The organism is Buttiauxella sp. BIGb0552 (genome assembly GCF_004366275.1).
In the GTDB taxonomy this organism is placed as follows: Bacteria; Pseudomonadota; Gammaproteobacteria; order Enterobacterales; family Enterobacteriaceae; genus Buttiauxella; species Buttiauxella gaviniae.
This window is the reverse complement of the sequence record NZ_SODY01000009.1, coordinates 141,878-157,323: the sequence shown is the minus strand read 5'-3', so window position 1 is coordinate 157,323 and position 15,446 is coordinate 141,878. Positions and strand designations below refer to the sequence as shown.

Sequence of the window (15,446 nt, the reverse complement as noted above, 5' to 3'; positions counted from 1 at the left end):
TACCGTTAAACTCATCCTGTGTTCATTACGCCACCAAAATATCGACTCTTAACGGATCGGTTGGCCTGATCCGGCCGCGTATAATTGCTGGAATTCGGAGGGAGGCGTTATGCGAAAGAGTAGCATTGAAGGTGTGCCTTTCGGCATTCACAGGCAAACCGGTAAGTTGATGGACATTACGGAGGTGGCCCGTGGGACCAGCTGCGATTGTATTTGTCCCGGTTGTAAAACTGAGCTGGTGGCAAAGCAGGGTGACATCAAGCTGTGGCATTTTGCACACAGTACGGCCATAGATGCGGAGTGTAACGGACTGATGGCCGCAATCATGGCGAAAGTACTGGATGTCATTACATCAAAGGGCGTTATCGCATTCCCTCATTTGATTGAAGGATGTGAAGGCGGGGCGGTGCAGCTAAGCGATATAAAAGAGAATATTGCCTTCTGTGGCATTACAGCCCCGCTAATGGCGACGATTAATCAGCTGCGTATCGCCATTTTCCCCGACATCGACAGAACTGTCGCTTCACGTCTCTCCTTTGACCATATCCACCCTTCAGAGATGATAGCGGCACTGAGGATCGATTTGCCCGATATCGAATACGAACTGGCGAAAGTTCAGCGTGGTGAAATTGATGAAGGCTACGGCCAGTGCATCGAAAGACTCATTACCACACAGTCCAGTTCCCGGGAATGGCTTTACCATCCCCATATGCACCAGTTGGAGCAAACCCAGTTAAAAAAATACATCGGTCGAGAGCCTGCGGAAGTGGGACCACTGCGGCAGCGTCTGGTCGACCATGGGATGGAATATCCTTCCCGGTTGCCTGGCAGTCGCAACGGTATTCTTGAACTCAAGCAACGGACCATCGTCCAGTTGTGTCGGCTGACGGCCCGTCCTTCCCGAATTGCCCAGACAGACGAATTCTCCATCTTTACGCGATATTTCCGGGCTCATTGTCTCGATTCAAGCGAGCACGTGAGCATCAGTAAGCTCGACTTCTGGTCGGATATGGTCACCGGCAGTGAAGAGGGGGTGCGTCTGACGTGCGAAGAGGTTGATTTCCTCAAAGCCGTGGAAGAGATTGCCCGACTCAATATTCGGCTTCAGACCGCCACCAGCCAGGACAAAGAAAACGTTACCGGCCAACCGGTAACGGACTCGTTTGGTGGAACCTACCCGATGTTTTAACCCATACCGGCTCCCTGTCAGGTGAGCCGGAACCACCAGCGGACGAACGGATAAGGAGAACAAGGCATGCAGATACACAGCAGAATGAAACTGCCATTGTGGGCGCCGGTCGAGTTTGTCCGGGAGCCGGTGGGCTGGCCGGGAAATGCAGTTCGCACAAATGACCGGACAACGGCCAGCGAGAAACCCCGGCCGCATGCTTTCGTTTCCACCGGCAAGCTCGTCGGTGACCGGTATAATTACATGTCCTCATCCCTCCTGTATCTGCTAAGCCAAGGGAGCTGTCAGGCTTCGCCTGATTTGAAGACTGGCGAGAATCCTTCAGATGATACCTCTTTGTTTTTTCTTTGTTTTCTTTCTATTTTCTCAAAGTTCGCGGGGCGATGCTCAGGGCAGAACACGGAAAAGCTTAAGTACAGATATCGGGGGGAGGATGGGCTCGGGCCAGGTGTTGACCTTGAGAGAAACATGAGGGATGAGGACATGTAAATTGTATAAAGGTTGCTCACACAGGGCGTTTACTCCCGGGCGTATCAACTTCAGGATGGGGGCATAACGGGTGGAGTAATCCAGCTACGTCATCTGCTCGATAACTTAACTCAGGCAATCAGTGTGCCGATTATGGCAAGAAATTAACGACGACGAACTGCATAAAAGTTATCACCTTATCCTTACTGGCCGTTAGGGTTTTGCGTGAAACGAGGAGCGAACTGGACAGAATAACCTTTATGTCCAACGTCGAAGGGATATAACTGGAGGCGTAAAAAAGGCCGCTGGCGCGGCCTGATGCTTGATTATGAACGGTTCAGCAACAGAGTGAACTGATCCCTCAGTCTGTTTTCTTCTGACTGACGGCTAATCAGGGATTCCAGCATTTCCCGGTGTTCCTCAGACTGATTCACAGCCTTTCGGCACAATAGCTCTTGTGCAACAAGCCGATGCTCATGCTCAAGCGCCTCTTTGTCTCCCATTTTACAGGACAGGCGATGCCAGAAATTACGGTAAGAGACATTGATTAACGCGATTTTATACAGTGCAAGCGCCTGAGAAACCTCACCCTCAACAGGATTGGTTGTCAACGTAAAAGGCGCATCATAGGGGTAATCAGTCATATGAATACCTTCACCGGAAGATGTGTATACCCAAGAATAACAGGCCAGATCTCGCGCTGCCAGCAGAACTGGACGTAATGAGCTGTATGTGGGGTCTGAAGGCCAATGGAACGAAAACGTACGTTAGTGAAGTAACTGTCTGATATATCGAAACATAATGGACATAGTAAAACACCCTTAAAATGGTGTCATTTTAATCGAAAAATGGCATTTAACGGGCAGTATTATCTACTAATCGATTTTTCAGACGTTCATTTTTCGCTTACCGTACGTTTTCGTACGGTTGGCCCTCAAACCCCTTATGTTGGTAACGTGTACTTCAGCAGGTTGGTGATGGGGGGCGAGGGCCAACCGTGCGAAAAACCACGTTAAGAAACTAACAGTCTGAAATATCATAATTTTTGAGACTGTATATATGGGGCAAAAAATCGGTTCCAAATATCGTGTTTTGGTAATTTTGAGACTGGATCGTATCAAAATTGATTTCTGATACTGCTTAGCGTGGTTTTGTACATCACTGGACTTCAAACCCCGTGATCCGTTCGTATCATCAAAATCAGTTGTTCTTTTTTGTAGTATTCCTGACGTCTAACCACGGGGGTGGGGATGACCACCAGGTATTAAAGCTCTGCTGTGATATTTATGTTTAACGACTATTGCCTGTCCCGGCCAATGGCATGGGTGGACGCAAAGCAACGTTCACTGAAGACCAGGTGTTTCTGAGCCACCTTAACCGGGCCGTTGCATTACATCGTTTCTTACGGCATCGGTAAACACATAGAATCCGCTCAACATTCTTTAAAACCCAGAAAATCGAGTCTTACCAGAAAATTCTTTTAACACCCTGTGATACGATCTTTGCTGGTTAACGGTAGCCATTCCGGGCTGGCGACACTGGTGGACAAATGGGCATATCAAAAAGACTTAATACTAAATTTGGTTATTTCACTCTGGGATGTTTGTTTGTCGGCATCATCTGGATGATTATTAATGGTAGGAAAATGACATACGACCATTGGTATCCGGTAGACGTTATTTCGATATCTGTTCAATCCCCAACAACTACTACGGAATTCAAATTTAAGAGAACTGAGTTTATTACAGGTGATAACAACATCATCACTTTCAAAGTGTCCGGTCTGAACAGCTCTGGAAGTATTTACTCGGGTAAGTTGAATCGGGTTATGTTGGAACAATACAACCTCGGGGGCAAAATTGAGGTAGGTGTTTCAATCAATACCATTACTGGACGAGAAAAGGTGTGTACAGGGTGCCTTCGCGTTAACCGGTCGCTTTAAACGCAATATTGGCCGCAGTTCCATGTTCATTACTTGAGCCCACTATCATCCGTGTGGTGGTTTGAACAGCCCACCGGAAAACGCTCCGGCCACATTTCATTCAACAAGTGACTCCTGTAGCAGAAGAACCAGGAACCTTTGCAATTTTGACATTAGTGACCTCCAACGGCTTTGTTCCCGGTATTTCTGTGTCGGCTCCGCTGGCAGCCGGTGCCGCGCTGAGGCCAAACCTGAGCGATGATGTATCTCTGAAGGGTACTTCCGAGATGTCAGGGCTTTACAGTTTTCCCGAAAAAGGTAAGGATATCAGTGTAAATGATGCGTTAATCACGTCAGGTGCTTTTCTTTAAAACAAAGAGTTCTGTCGGCAATTGAGGGAAAAGCAGTGATAGAGGTGGGAAATCCCGCCATCTAATAGAAGGCTTAGCATGTACTTATTCAAATACTACAGACCGGACTTTTTCTTTGATAAAGCCATTCGTTACAACGAACTCTATTTTTCATCACATGAACAGCTTAACGACCCTAATGATTTAAAAACATCCTATTTTTTTGAGGATGAAATTCATATGTGGCAGAGACTGTTAGAAAGTGAATTTATTGCAGGCGTCAGAGAGTTGCAGGACGTGCTTGATTTGACTGACCGTAGTCTGGCAAAGGAATTGTGCCGCATATTCCATGGGACACCGATGGATGGATCAATTGAGCAGCTCGAATGTACATTCTTGAAATATGATGATGCTATTGTAGCTTCGTTAGGTCGACATTTAAAAAGTAGCGAATCAATTAAAAGTACCCCATTCAAAGATTCGAGTGAGTCACGGTCAGAGTTGATCTTACTTTGTAAAAATGGGATCAGAGATAGGGTGTTGAAAGGGATCAGAGCCGGTGTTTATAGCGTGTCATTCTCAACCAGAGCCCTGGAGCCAATGATGTGGGCTCATTACGCCGCAGGATTCAAAGGTTGTGTTGTAATCTATAATGCGCTTAATAACGAAATTAACCTTACAAGGAATATATATTCTAAAGAATACTTCCCGTTTATTGTTGATAACGTTGAATATGAAGATTGCGAAAAACACATTCCAATCCTCCAGAGTGCTCTAGGGGATGATAAGTCGATTCGTAATATTCTTTTGGTTAAAAATAAATTTTGGAAATATGAGGCTGAGAAAAGGATTTTTCACACAAGAACATATATAGCAACCAAAGTTTGGAAGTTAAGTTTCCTGTTATCGAAAGATCATTCCGACCGCATTTTTCATCACGACCCATCATTAATTGCAGGTATTATATTTGGTCCGGGATTTTCGGGCGAAAAAAAAGAGTCCATAGAGTTCCTTCTTCGAGATAACCGGAGACATAGCCCGTGCGAGCCATTTTATCTCTTTGATACGGAGCTCACCAGTAAGGGTGCTATTCAAATAGTCCGTGGTAAAGAGGTTGAGTCAAGCTTCCAAACGGGAAATACGGGTGAAATCTCAAGAAAAGAATTAGCCGCAGTGTTGTCAAAACTCGGCATAACTTAAGATATAACCACCAAATGTTTAACTACAGGGCAAGTAATTGAATGAATAAGACTACACTCCAAAAAATTAAAAGTATTCAGGACCTCAATCTGCATGGAGCCGTACTGTCAATTAAGACCGATGGGATTCGCGGCGATACAAAATTAAATCTAGACACAGGCTGCGGCCGTTCTGGAAACTGGGGGCTAGATTCTAAACGCAAAATCAGGTTTGTTGTCCTGCGGGTTAAACAAAAGGACGGAAGTTACTTTGTCTATACTGGTTCATTTGTCGGCCACCAGCCGGTGAAAAACAGTATCAAAAAAGTGGTCTTAATCGATAATCTTGTACTGGCTGGTATCTCCTGGGGCATATCTAAATTGTTTAATGGTCAAACCGGGCGTGGCGGGGTGACTTATGTTGAGTTGCCAGAATTTGAAGAACGCCCACGTGACTACCGGGAAGGCTCCGAAGTAACAATATTAAGCCGCCCTGACCAGTCGCCTTTTGCCGAAGATGTTAGAGAGAATTGTTTCCATCGATGCGTTGTAACTGGAGCAAGCCTGAGATGTATCACTGAAGCAGCCCATTTGACCCCTCACTGCGACCGTGGCCTTCCCGACAGAAGCAATGGGATATTACTGAGGCGAGATATCCACGCACTGTTTGATCATCATGAATTCGCCATCGAGCCCGATACTCTTCGTATGCATTTTACAAAAGCAGCTTTAGAAAGCCTGCATCCAGCACAGTTTACCGGACAAGCGTTAACCCGGGATAAAATGAAGAGCTTTATAAATCCTGAAAACCTACGTAAACGTTGGGCTGAGTTCACACGCCTTCATATCAATCAATTTAGCTGTGATGCGGAGCTGGAGAGTGCAGAATGATTCTAAATAGCCCTCTAATAACTGGCAGAAAACCAACATTAAAAGTGACAAAATAAGAGGACTTCTATGGTTAAGAATAAATGGATGTTGCGGATTACAGTTTTACTTGGAACATACATCGTACTGTATATTTTGCAAAGACAAGAATTGCTGTCCACTCAGATGGCCGTTGCCATTGGATGTGCATTCCTCGGCCCATTTTTCCACTTTCATTCAACCAAGAAAATAAAATCCAAACCAGGCAATGACTCTGGTTTGCGCAAATAGAAGGAGCAGAGTTTCACCTAATAATTCCGGAGATACTGATAATATCTCCGGATTTAGCATGGATTACTTTTCAGTTAGTTTGCTGAGACGCTCAAGTGGCCTCAAGACGGTCAGATTGGCGCAGCACCTATTTCACGAAGGGCAGTAAACACCTCATCAAGGCCGAAAACTTCCTCGTTAGGTCGCTCTTGTCCATTAATATTACAGACTGTAATGACAGCATTGCACGCACTTTTTCTCTCACGAAATAACGCTTGCAATGCAATGACCACTAACTCACGTTCAGTCCCTTTAAGTTCATTTAGTTTCATTTATAAACCTCAATAAAAACAGCCATTGGAAACCTAAGCATCTGTTCGATAAGTCAATAATATATCAGGCAAGATCTACCACAACCAGTGTTACTAGACGGAATGATCCGAACGTCCAGTCTGAATGTAAGAAAGACAAATATGGTAGAATTTGGGTATTCACAGATGTTATTAGCAGACACGAAAGCCCGGTGAGGGAAAAGCCGCTACGCGGCTTCATTGCGGAAAAATAGATTCGTTCTTAGCATTTACGCCATGAATGCTTATGATCTTTCCGTCCGGGAGCCGAACGCCAATAAGTCGTAAGATGAACCCACGCCAGCCGGAATTGGCTTCCGTTATGCAACGATATAGTTCGTTATTTTCATTTTTCAGCTTAGTCCATTCGAGACCAAGCGTAACAGGGTCCAAATCAGTAATATGCTTTACTTCATTATTTATACGTACTGTATTAATTCCATTGCCAGTCATAAACGAGAGCTCCGTAAGTTAGCGTATGAAACAGGTTATCAGTTCAGATCAGATGTTAAAAAGTAATGATAGCGTGGTTTGTTATCAGTTTTCCAAGCGTATCCAATAATGAATTATTCGGTTGGGATCGTCAGTTTACGTGATGTAATCATCATCTTTGAGGCTGGATTCAAACTCTTTTGCTTTATTGATGTATGGGATGTAGATGACAAACATCCAAAACGAAAGCATGACTAAGCCAGACAGAACTGTTAATACCGGGCCACTAGAAATGAATGACTGTACCGGCGAGATGCATGTAGACAGTGGAAGTGTACACGGCTCAGACTCCCAAAAATACATCTCATAAGACCCAATTCCAATCTGGATCAAGCATAAAACCGGATGCACACAGAGAAAGTAAAATTTAATAAAATTACTGATTAGTCGCATATTTAGCCTCATTCATCGCTTAGGTATTAAAAAGCAGCTTTCATTTGAGCAATTTCATCTTTCGTCGCCAGACGTTTAGTCCCCAAACCATTAGAAACCAGAACAGGCTTTTCTACCTTCCATTTTTTTACAGCGGCTTCAGAAAAACGACGTGGTGCATTCCCGTTCCAGGATGCCATCACGAACGTTTCTCTTACTTCAGTCACGGTCACAGGATATACACTGATGGTTTTTAGACTGGTATTACCCATTGTGGTCTTTTCGACTGAGTAGACCAGCTGACCGGTACTTAAAGCCGAGATTTTCATGATACGCCCTTTGAGCTCATTTTGATTTCGTAACCCAACGTTTATAGCCAGGTCAAGTACACAATCTCACCTAATACCTGGCTGTTTGATATCTACTATTTTTTCAGCAGCTCTACCAGCTGAGCTTTAGACTCATCTATCGTTGATTCATCGCATGCCCCGGAACATAAAGCAATCACCCGAACGTCATCCATAATTAACCGATTGAGCTTTACCGACTCCCAGTAAGATATCAACCCGTCCGACATTGCTTCGCGGATTGCACTTTGAGTATGTGTGTTTGCCTTGTCCCATGTGCTGGTATAGATGCCGTATTGGTCTCTATCGATCTCAGACGTGACATAAACACTGGCCGCAACTGCTCCAACAACAACGCCAAGAGCCGGGAACATCAGATTTCGCATAAAATATTGGGTTACTTTGCTCATTTAACATCTTCCTTGCTCAAGTCATCCGGGGTTGTCGTATGTCCAATGAACGTTTTTCCACTGAACCATGAGTTGCCGCAACGTATGACAACGATTCCATTCGCTTTCGCGTATGATCCTGCCCCCATCCCTTTACACTCAGTTTCAGTTAGGTTAATGAATTTCGTTAAATTGACCCGCCCGATATCCGTTCCAAGGAATGTCGGATAAGAATCCCCATTAACAAGATATCCGCGCTCCAGAGCGTTCAGAAGGGTGCCAAGAATTACCAACGCAAAAATAACGGTCCCAACGACACCTAGCATCCGCACAGGTTTCCTTTTAGCCGTTATTGCCTTAAGGCTTAAAGCAGCAAAACCCATAAAGCAGTAGATAAATAACGCACTCAATAAGAGAGTGAAAGTTTGTCCTACTATGCTTAAAAACGTCAGTACCCCAAGAAGAACTGCAAGCAAGAGCTGGTTTGAAAATTTAGAAAAGAGAGTCATTCCTTTGTCCAGGTTAGGTATTAATAAAGTTACTTTACTGAAAAACCATTCAAAGCCAGGAAATATGTAGAGGGTATTACTCGCCAATGTAGAGGGCATTAGATTTTCGCACGATTGACCCTTGCTCCCCGAGTAGAAAAAGGGCCTCTCAAGGGGCCTTAATATATGAAAGCGCTTCCTGATAAGCAGATTCTAAATCGCGGGGTTGGATATAGTTGTTCTGGCGAACAATGAATTCATATTTGTCAGCACATCCACGTTCATCAGCCATTCGGTAAAATTTCTTGTGAAGGTTGTTCGTGAGCTTCAACGCAAGAAATGTACCGCCGATAACCAAAGCAAACGCAATAAATAGAAATGTCATGCCTACCTCCTGTATATATTACTCGATACTATCAGGCCAGATCTCTTACAGCCAGGAGAACTGGACAGAAATGGCTGTATGTCCAATGAGGCAAGGAATTTAAAGAGGGGGTTAAAAAGGCCACTGGCTCGGACAGATTGGAAGGTTACTTATACTTTTTAGCGTACTGTGTAATGCCCAGACGTTAGCAACGCGCTACTTCGAACCGCTTAAGCCTGCACAATAATCAGAGCTACAGTGGTCTGTGAAATGCCGGTGACAGTTCGTTAGCGCGGTTTTGCATAGTGGTCCCTCAAATCCCTGTTACTCGCCAGGTATTATTCTTCCGACTGCATTGTCTCAGGATTGGATGCAGGATGCTGGTGGAGTGGTGGCGTAAGAGAACTTCGGATTAGCACGACCGGTTACGCCTGACCACCAGCTAAAAAGTTACTTTTCCCACCTCCATTATCAGTGATAGCTAAAGCCTGATCTGCCAGTGATAAACAGCCTACTTGATGAAAGCTACCGGAAGTTGCTTCCAGTTCGTCGTATAAGCAGGTGATAGTAATTCGCGCTTCATCTGCCAGCCTTTATTGATACCCTGTCCAGCGAAATGAATCCCACAATCCGCTGTCTGGTTAATCTGATCCATGACGCGCATTAACGCAGCACTGTTGACCCTCGGTGGGGTTTCATCAAACAAATCAATCTGACCAGTACCTGAAGAAAAGTCATTCAGCATAATCCCGGCTTTCTGGTATCTGTACCCGTCCCGCCATATCAACTCAAGCGCCCGTACAGCCGCACCCACAATATCCCTGGTGTCCTGGGTTGCAAGCATCAGGCGCTGGCTGGCATTGTTGCTGTAGTAGGGATCGCTGGAAAAAGGACTGGTACTCATGAAGACAGTAACATGACGGCAAAACTGCCGGTCGGAGCGTAATTTTTCGGCCGCACGTTCCGCATACTGGCAAACCGCCTCATGCATCTCCTGTAACGTGGTGACCCTCTCACCAAAACTACGGCTACAAATGATTTGCTGCCTGGCAGGAAGCGATTCAATGGACACACATGAAATCCCGTTAAGTTCACGCACAGTACGCTCAGTCACAACACCAAACGTTTTACGGATAAACGGCAAACTGGCATCAGCTAGCTCTAGCGCGGTGTGTATACCCATTGCAGCTAGTTTCTGACTGGTTTTCCGTCCTACTCCCCATACCTCGGAAGTCGGAAGAAGGTGCATTAATTTGCGCTGCCGGTGCCGTTCATTGAGCACCACCACGCCGCCCGTAGCCTGCCAAGTTTTGGCTGCATGATTAGCCAGCTTTGCAAGAGTTCGGGTTTGTGCTACCCCGATCCCACAGGTCAACCCGGTATGCTGATACACCGTATTTCGAACTCGCTTGCCGTAGCATTCCAGGGATTCGCTGGCCTCGATGCCATCAACATCAAGAAACCCCTCATCGATACTGTATACCTCTGTTTTTATTGACAATAAATCGAGGGTAGCAAAGAATCTGGCACTCATATCGCCATAAAGAGTGTAGTTTGAACTGAATACAGTCACATTATGCTTATTTATCAGTTTCTTAATCTGAAAATACGGTACTCCGCGTTTGATACCGAGCATTTTCGCCTGTCTGTTGAGCGCCACACACGATCCATCGTTGTTAGAAAGAATGATGACAGGTTTATCTTTCAGATCGGGCCTGAACGCCTGTTCGCAGGCGGCATACATCGCGTTAACATCGCAGTGCAGAAACAAGGTTCCCTCCTACAAAAAATCATGAATGCTATGCGTGACAACCCCGAAAATTTCGAGCTCATCTGGATCAACGTAAATAGGGCTGTAGGCGGGATTCATTGGCATCAGACACAAACGAGGATGGAGGCTTAGTTTTTTGACAGTAAACTCACCTTCAATACAGGCGATCACTATGCTTCCGTGCCCTGGTGTCACGGCCCTGTCGACAACAAGCAGATCACCGGACTGAATGCCCGACTCAATCATCGAGTCTCCGGACGCCCGGAGGTAGTACGAAGCTGACGGATGACGTATACAGTATTCATTAAGGTCGAGTGTCGAATCGATATAATCGGTTGCTGGGCTAGGGAAGCCAGCCGAGCAACCGCATGTAAATAAGGGAATTTTTAGACTGGAAGACAGGTCCGGAAAATAAATTTCTGCTTTCATCATAAGGCACCAAGACAACTGTATATATCCACAGTATAGCGAATTGGCAGGTATGCGACAATCGTTCGCCACTCATGACGGTCGTTAGAACGTAAAGACGGGTAGGTAACGGGAAAGTCATCTTACTACGGAGTTAATTTGGCTGTAACGAATGCCAAACAAAGAAAATTGAAGACCAGCGATACTAGGTTAGTTTCACAATCCTCCAGCACTTCATCATGTAATAACTCTATCAATATTTCGAAATTTGCCAGAACAGCAGAAAAGTGGTTCTAAGCAATCAAATACCAACATATGAGTATGCTACTTTATGGATACAACATAACTGGGGAGTAAAATAAGTGAAATCAATATTAATATGCTTAGTATTTTTAGTAAGCTTTATGCTTTTACTTATCCTGGCACATTTCATTAATTTCATGCTGTTAACAGCTTTAGTACGGACGTTTTTCGTCATTGGTTGCCTTTTGTTCATGTTGTATTACTGCGATAAAATAAAAGCGCTGAGAGTTGCTGGATTTTGCGGATATGTGGGCTTCTGGATGAGCTTCTTTGCAATCTCGTATTTTTGGACTGGACACCCTCTAACTGAAAGTTTAGCTCTGGCACTTATGCCTGCACTAATAGCGCCAATGTTGTTGACTGAACTGAGATTTAGTGAACAACCGGAAAATTGTTAAACGACGATATAAAGTCATTGAAATGACAATAACAGTTGCTGGGTGAGGGAAATCAGCCAGGCAACAGCATGTGAATAAGGGGGCATGCTCAAGGACAGGTCAGGACAATAAACTTACGACTTCATCACAAGGCAACAGAACACCTGTACATCTTTACGCTTAGCGAATTGACCGGTCTACGACAATCGTTTGGCTCGAAGGTAGTCTGTGACGATTTTGATAGGTTCGCTATCCCCATCCAGGTAAATTATGCAGCCGAATTATATGCTGTCACTCCAGTCGTAATCTAAACCAAGACGTTTATAGAGCACACAGAACTCCATCATTGTCGCGCTATTAAAATCTGGGGCGATACAAGCATGAGCACAGGTGGATACGATACATCTAAAAAAAGCGCGTGGAACAGTCCATATCCCACCATAATTTAGAAGTAACCTGGGCAGGTCGTCTGTAATTTTTTCCCCTCTGGGAGCCATCACTATACTTGGGAGCAGATCATAACGGTTGATCAAAACATACCGCCAGCTTGGGTCGGCCATCCCCTTGTCTGGAATGATTTCACAGGGGTATGCATCTCCCCCTCCGGTCAGTGTTAAATAAACGGCCTCGAGTGCTGATGGTGACCTCGCGACAAGAACATACGGCCCATGCATCAAAAAGCCATCTATCACCTCTTCGTATTCAATCCCGAATTGATCCATCAGGTCTACTACCGTGTCGGGATCATAGGACCTATTCCCTGAGAGGTAATCTTCCAGTTCATCCTCTGTCATACCTAATGCGTCTGCGATTTCGTCTGGTGGATTAGGCCAGCATTGGATCATGTTACTGACCAACCGGGAAGCATCGTCATGTGAGAGGTCGTCCTCTTCGTCAAAGTCATGGCAAGATTCATCTGCAAAGCCTGTCAGAAGCCAGGTGCTTTTCTCACCGGACGTACTAGGGGTCCGCTTGGAAAACGGAAAATATCCTACGTTAAGCCTGTTTTTCAAGCAGGCATGACAGGCAGCTTTGAGCTAGGTATAGACTTTCATTCCCTGAAACCTACGCTATTAGGTGATTCAGGGTATGCGTTTATTGGTTACGAATATTGAGTGCTCCACGTTCGTTAACGAATACTCAGGGCATGCAGACAAACTGCTTGCTTTATTTCTTTCGAAGAGCGTGGAATGCATACCAATTTGTCCTCAATGAAAAGGGGTTGGTGATGAATTCGATAGATCAGTTTAAGGCAACGGGACGAACGGTTTGCACGGGCAAACCTCCACACTTCGCCGATGGGGGTGATCCGAACGGACGCGTTCAGCCTGTCAGGCCGGAGTGCTTCCTGCAGCTTATTTGCAGGAAGCCGTTATGTTTCTCAGACTATGAAACTCTGATGACCAGTTTTCCTACGTGCTGCCCCTTTACCAGGTCAGACAGCGCAGTTTTTGCATCATCGAATGCGTACACGTGCTCGATTGCCGGTCTGATACCGTTGAGCTCGATTGCCCGGTTCATGTCTTCGAACATCTCCCGCGACCCCACCATAATGCCGCGAACGATAGCACCGGCGACAAGAATGGATGCAGGATCGAGCGGTTCCCCCTCGGCGAGCAGTCCCATCAGGGCCACAACGCCGCCCGGGCGCAATGAGGCAACGGAACGCGCGATAGTACCGGCTCCGCCTACTTCAATGACCCGATCCACGCCCCGCCCGCCGGTCAGTCTGCGCACCTCATCCTGCCATTCCGGCGTGGTGCGGTAATTTATTACGTCGTGCGCGCCGAAGGCTTTTGCTCGTTCCAGCTTGGCATCACTTGAGGAGGTGACAATCACTCGGGCGCCAGCGGCTGCGGCAAACTGTGCGGCAAAAACAGAAACGCCGCCAGTGCCCAGTGCCAGCACCGTTTCGCCGACCTTCAGGGGAGTTAGGCCGTTCAGCGCATTCCAGGCAGTGACAGCCGCACAGGGCAGCGTAGAGGCCTCTTCCCAGGAAAGCATGTCGGGTACGCGAACAAGACCGGCCTGATCGAGAATGACCTCTTCAGCCAGCATGCCATCCACTGCGCCGCCCAGCGTCGTTAACCACGCATCATCCGGCTGTGTGCCGCCCTGCCAGCTCTGCGAGAATATGCCCGCCACGCGGTCACCGGCTTTCCACTGACGCACGCCGGGACCCACGGCGATGACTTCACCGGCACCATCCGAGAGCGGGATCATTTCAGCCGTGGGCGAAGGGAAAGGATATAGCCCGCTGACAATCATCGCATCGCGGTAATTAAGTGAAACGGCGTGAACGCGAATCAGCACCTGGCCGTAACCAGGTTGTGGCGTTTCGCGTTCAACCATTTTCCAGCTGTCGAGGCCGTTCATGGCGCCCAGTACATATGCTTTCATATTGATTTCCTTAGTTTCAGTGATGAGACTTAGCGGAAGAATCGGGCAGACGATGCGGTGATCTGATCAATCAACTGATGCTGACGCAATGCATCTTCGAAGGTTGTCGCCTCATCTGAACCGGTGGTTTTATCGCGGGCGTAGGCTGCGTAGAGATAAGCCACGTCCTGTGAGCTTGCATCAAGGTGGGAAACCGGGAGATAAGCGTACTCAGCAGGGACAGGCATCGCTTCAAAAGTTTCGATGCCATTACGCATGATGGCAATGGTGTTATCGTCCTTATTCTCAAAACCGCGCGCATTGGTGATGCGTAACACGCCTTCCGTACCGGTAATGTCAATCTGCAGGCCGGTGCGATGCGTCTGGCCGCCCTCGAGCTGAACGGTAAACAGCCCGCCGCAGGCCAGCGTGCCGATAACCATGACCTCATTCGGACTGGTATAAGGGACTTTTTCACCCGTTTCGGCAAGGGTCGTGACAGGGAACTGATTTTCAGCAACGGCGATGAGTTTCTCCGGGAAACCCACGCCGTGGAACAGCATGTCGTGGAAGTGACCGCCGTAAATGGATAACAATTCAGTGAAGTTGGCCGCATCCAGTGCCCACTTCGCAAATTCCGGCATGACTTCACCGAATGCGTCAACGCCCACCGACATACGCACCGCCCTTATTTTCCCCACTACACCCTGTTTGATGAGGTCGTGCCAGTAACGTGAGCTGGGTGAAAAGCGACGCTGCAGACCGACAACATGCTTAACGCCTTTTTCACGTGCCAGTGTTAGAGCCGCTTCTGATTCCGCCGTGGTGGTGGAGAGTGGCCATTCGCTGTAAACATCTTTACCTGCTTCAATCACCGCTTTTGCCAGGCGACCATGTTCAGGCGTTGGCGCCAGCACCACAACCAGGTCAATGTCTGGATTAGCTAGCAATTCTTCAGCACTGCCGTAAGCCTGCGCAATACCAAACTGAACTGCATACTTTTCTACTTTTTCTATGTTACGACCTGCCAGTGCGACAATCTCGAAATCGTCCAGTGACTGCAGAGTGGGAATATGGCCGTAACGTGCCCAGCCTCCGGTACCAATAATACCCACACGAATTTTGCTATTGCTCATCTTGTCCTCACTTGATCGATAAATTAT

Annotated in this window: 17 protein-coding genes; 5 read left to right on the top strand and 12 right to left on the bottom strand. The window is 46.7% G+C overall.

The window, feature by feature from the left end:
* The first annotated feature begins 109 nt into the window (after positions 1–109).
* Together EDF88_RS22705 and EDF88_RS22700 are read left to right on the top strand one after the other, a co-directional pair.
* Entirely contained in the window at positions 110–1,189 is a 1,080-nt protein-coding gene (locus EDF88_RS22705) for a competence protein CoiA family protein (RefSeq protein WP_134187518.1), read from the top strand.
* A 66-nt stretch (positions 1,190–1,255) separates the two neighbouring features.
* On the top strand, positions 1,256–1,678 hold the full coding sequence (locus EDF88_RS22700) for a hypothetical protein (RefSeq protein ID WP_134187516.1): 423 nt from the start codon (positions 1,256–1,258) through the stop codon (positions 1,676–1,678).
* Between the two features lie 305 nt (positions 1,679–1,983).
* Here EDF88_RS22700 and EDF88_RS22695 read toward each other — a convergent pair whose 3' ends face one another.
* On the bottom strand, positions 1,984–2,301 hold the full coding sequence (locus tag EDF88_RS22695; protein WP_134187514.1) for a hypothetical protein: 318 nt from the start codon (positions 2,299–2,301) through the stop codon (positions 1,984–1,986).
* Between the two features lie 1,444 nt (positions 2,302–3,745).
* On the opposite strand from EDF88_RS22695, the gene EDF88_RS22690 reads away from it, so the two are divergent.
* The 3 genes from EDF88_RS22690 to EDF88_RS22680 all read left to right on the top strand — a co-directional run bounded on the left by EDF88_RS22690 (position 3,746) and on the right by EDF88_RS22680 (position 5,997).
* Positions 3,746–3,949 (top strand): hypothetical protein, encoded by a 204-nt coding sequence (locus EDF88_RS22690; RefSeq protein WP_134187512.1) that lies wholly within the window; start codon positions 3,746–3,748, stop codon positions 3,947–3,949.
* Positions 3,950–4,027: 78 nt separating this feature from the next.
* A complete protein-coding gene (locus tag EDF88_RS22685; protein WP_134187510.1) occupies positions 4,028–5,128 on the top strand; it encodes a DUF2971 domain-containing protein in 1,101 nt (366 codons plus the stop codon).
* A gap of 41 nt (positions 5,129–5,169) precedes the next feature.
* On the top strand, positions 5,170–5,997 hold the full coding sequence (locus tag EDF88_RS22680) for an HNH endonuclease signature motif containing protein (protein ID WP_134187508.1): 828 nt from the start codon (positions 5,170–5,172) through the stop codon (positions 5,995–5,997).
* Between the two features lie 377 nt (positions 5,998–6,374).
* Here the strand turns inward: EDF88_RS22680 and EDF88_RS22675 are convergent, their stop codons facing one another.
* The 11 genes from EDF88_RS22675 to EDF88_RS22625 form a co-directional block, all read right to left on the bottom strand.
* The gene (locus tag EDF88_RS22675; protein WP_134187506.1) at positions 6,375–6,575 is read right to left on the bottom strand and encodes a hypothetical protein; all 201 of its coding nucleotides are present in this window, start codon (positions 6,573–6,575) and stop codon (positions 6,375–6,377) included.
* A gap of 216 nt (positions 6,576–6,791) precedes the next feature.
* On the bottom strand, positions 6,792–7,046 hold the full coding sequence (locus EDF88_RS25020; RefSeq protein ID WP_134187504.1) for a hypothetical protein: 255 nt from the start codon (positions 7,044–7,046) through the stop codon (positions 6,792–6,794).
* Positions 7,047–7,504: 458 nt separating this feature from the next.
* Positions 7,505–7,786 carry a hypothetical protein gene (locus tag EDF88_RS22665; protein ID WP_134187502.1) on the bottom strand — a complete coding sequence of 94 codons (282 nt, stop codon included), beginning with the start codon at positions 7,784–7,786 and terminating at the stop codon, positions 7,505–7,507.
* A gap of 95 nt (positions 7,787–7,881) precedes the next feature.
* Positions 7,882–8,214 carry a hypothetical protein gene (locus EDF88_RS22660; RefSeq protein ID WP_134187500.1) on the bottom strand — a complete coding sequence of 111 codons (333 nt, stop codon included), beginning with the start codon at positions 8,212–8,214 and terminating at the stop codon, positions 7,882–7,884.
* The gene (locus tag EDF88_RS22655) at positions 8,211–8,801 is read right to left on the bottom strand and encodes a hypothetical protein (protein WP_134187498.1); all 591 of its coding nucleotides are present in this window, start codon (positions 8,799–8,801) and stop codon (positions 8,211–8,213) included. Before EDF88_RS22655 ends, EDF88_RS22660 begins: the two co-directional genes overlap by 4 nt.
* 49 nt (positions 8,802–8,850) lie before the next feature.
* Positions 8,851–9,066 carry a hypothetical protein gene (locus tag EDF88_RS22650; RefSeq protein WP_134187496.1) on the bottom strand — a complete coding sequence of 72 codons (216 nt, stop codon included), beginning with the start codon at positions 9,064–9,066 and terminating at the stop codon, positions 8,851–8,853.
* A 490-nt stretch (positions 9,067–9,556) separates the two neighbouring features.
* Positions 9,557–10,816 carry a translesion error-prone DNA polymerase V subunit UmuC gene (umuC, locus tag EDF88_RS22645; RefSeq protein WP_134187494.1) on the bottom strand — a complete coding sequence of 420 codons (1,260 nt, stop codon included), beginning with the start codon at positions 10,814–10,816 and terminating at the stop codon, positions 9,557–9,559.
* A 9-nt stretch (positions 10,817–10,825) separates the two neighbouring features.
* Positions 10,826–11,245, bottom strand: a complete 420-nt coding sequence (gene umuD / locus EDF88_RS22640; protein ID WP_134187614.1) for a translesion error-prone DNA polymerase V autoproteolytic subunit — start codon at positions 11,243–11,245, stop codon at positions 10,826–10,828.
* Between the two features lie 940 nt (positions 11,246–12,185).
* The gene (locus EDF88_RS22635) at positions 12,186–12,698 is read right to left on the bottom strand and encodes a hypothetical protein (protein WP_134187492.1); all 513 of its coding nucleotides are present in this window, start codon (positions 12,696–12,698) and stop codon (positions 12,186–12,188) included.
* A 592-nt stretch (positions 12,699–13,290) separates the two neighbouring features.
* Positions 13,291–14,304, bottom strand: coding sequence for an NAD(P)-dependent alcohol dehydrogenase (locus EDF88_RS22630; RefSeq protein WP_134187490.1), 1,014 nt, complete (start codon positions 14,302–14,304; stop codon positions 13,291–13,293).
* 29 nt (positions 14,305–14,333) lie between these two features.
* Positions 14,334–15,419, bottom strand: coding sequence for a Gfo/Idh/MocA family oxidoreductase (locus EDF88_RS22625; RefSeq protein WP_166672015.1), 1,086 nt, complete (start codon positions 15,417–15,419; stop codon positions 14,334–14,336).
* Between the last annotated feature and the right edge of the window lie 27 nt (positions 15,420–15,446).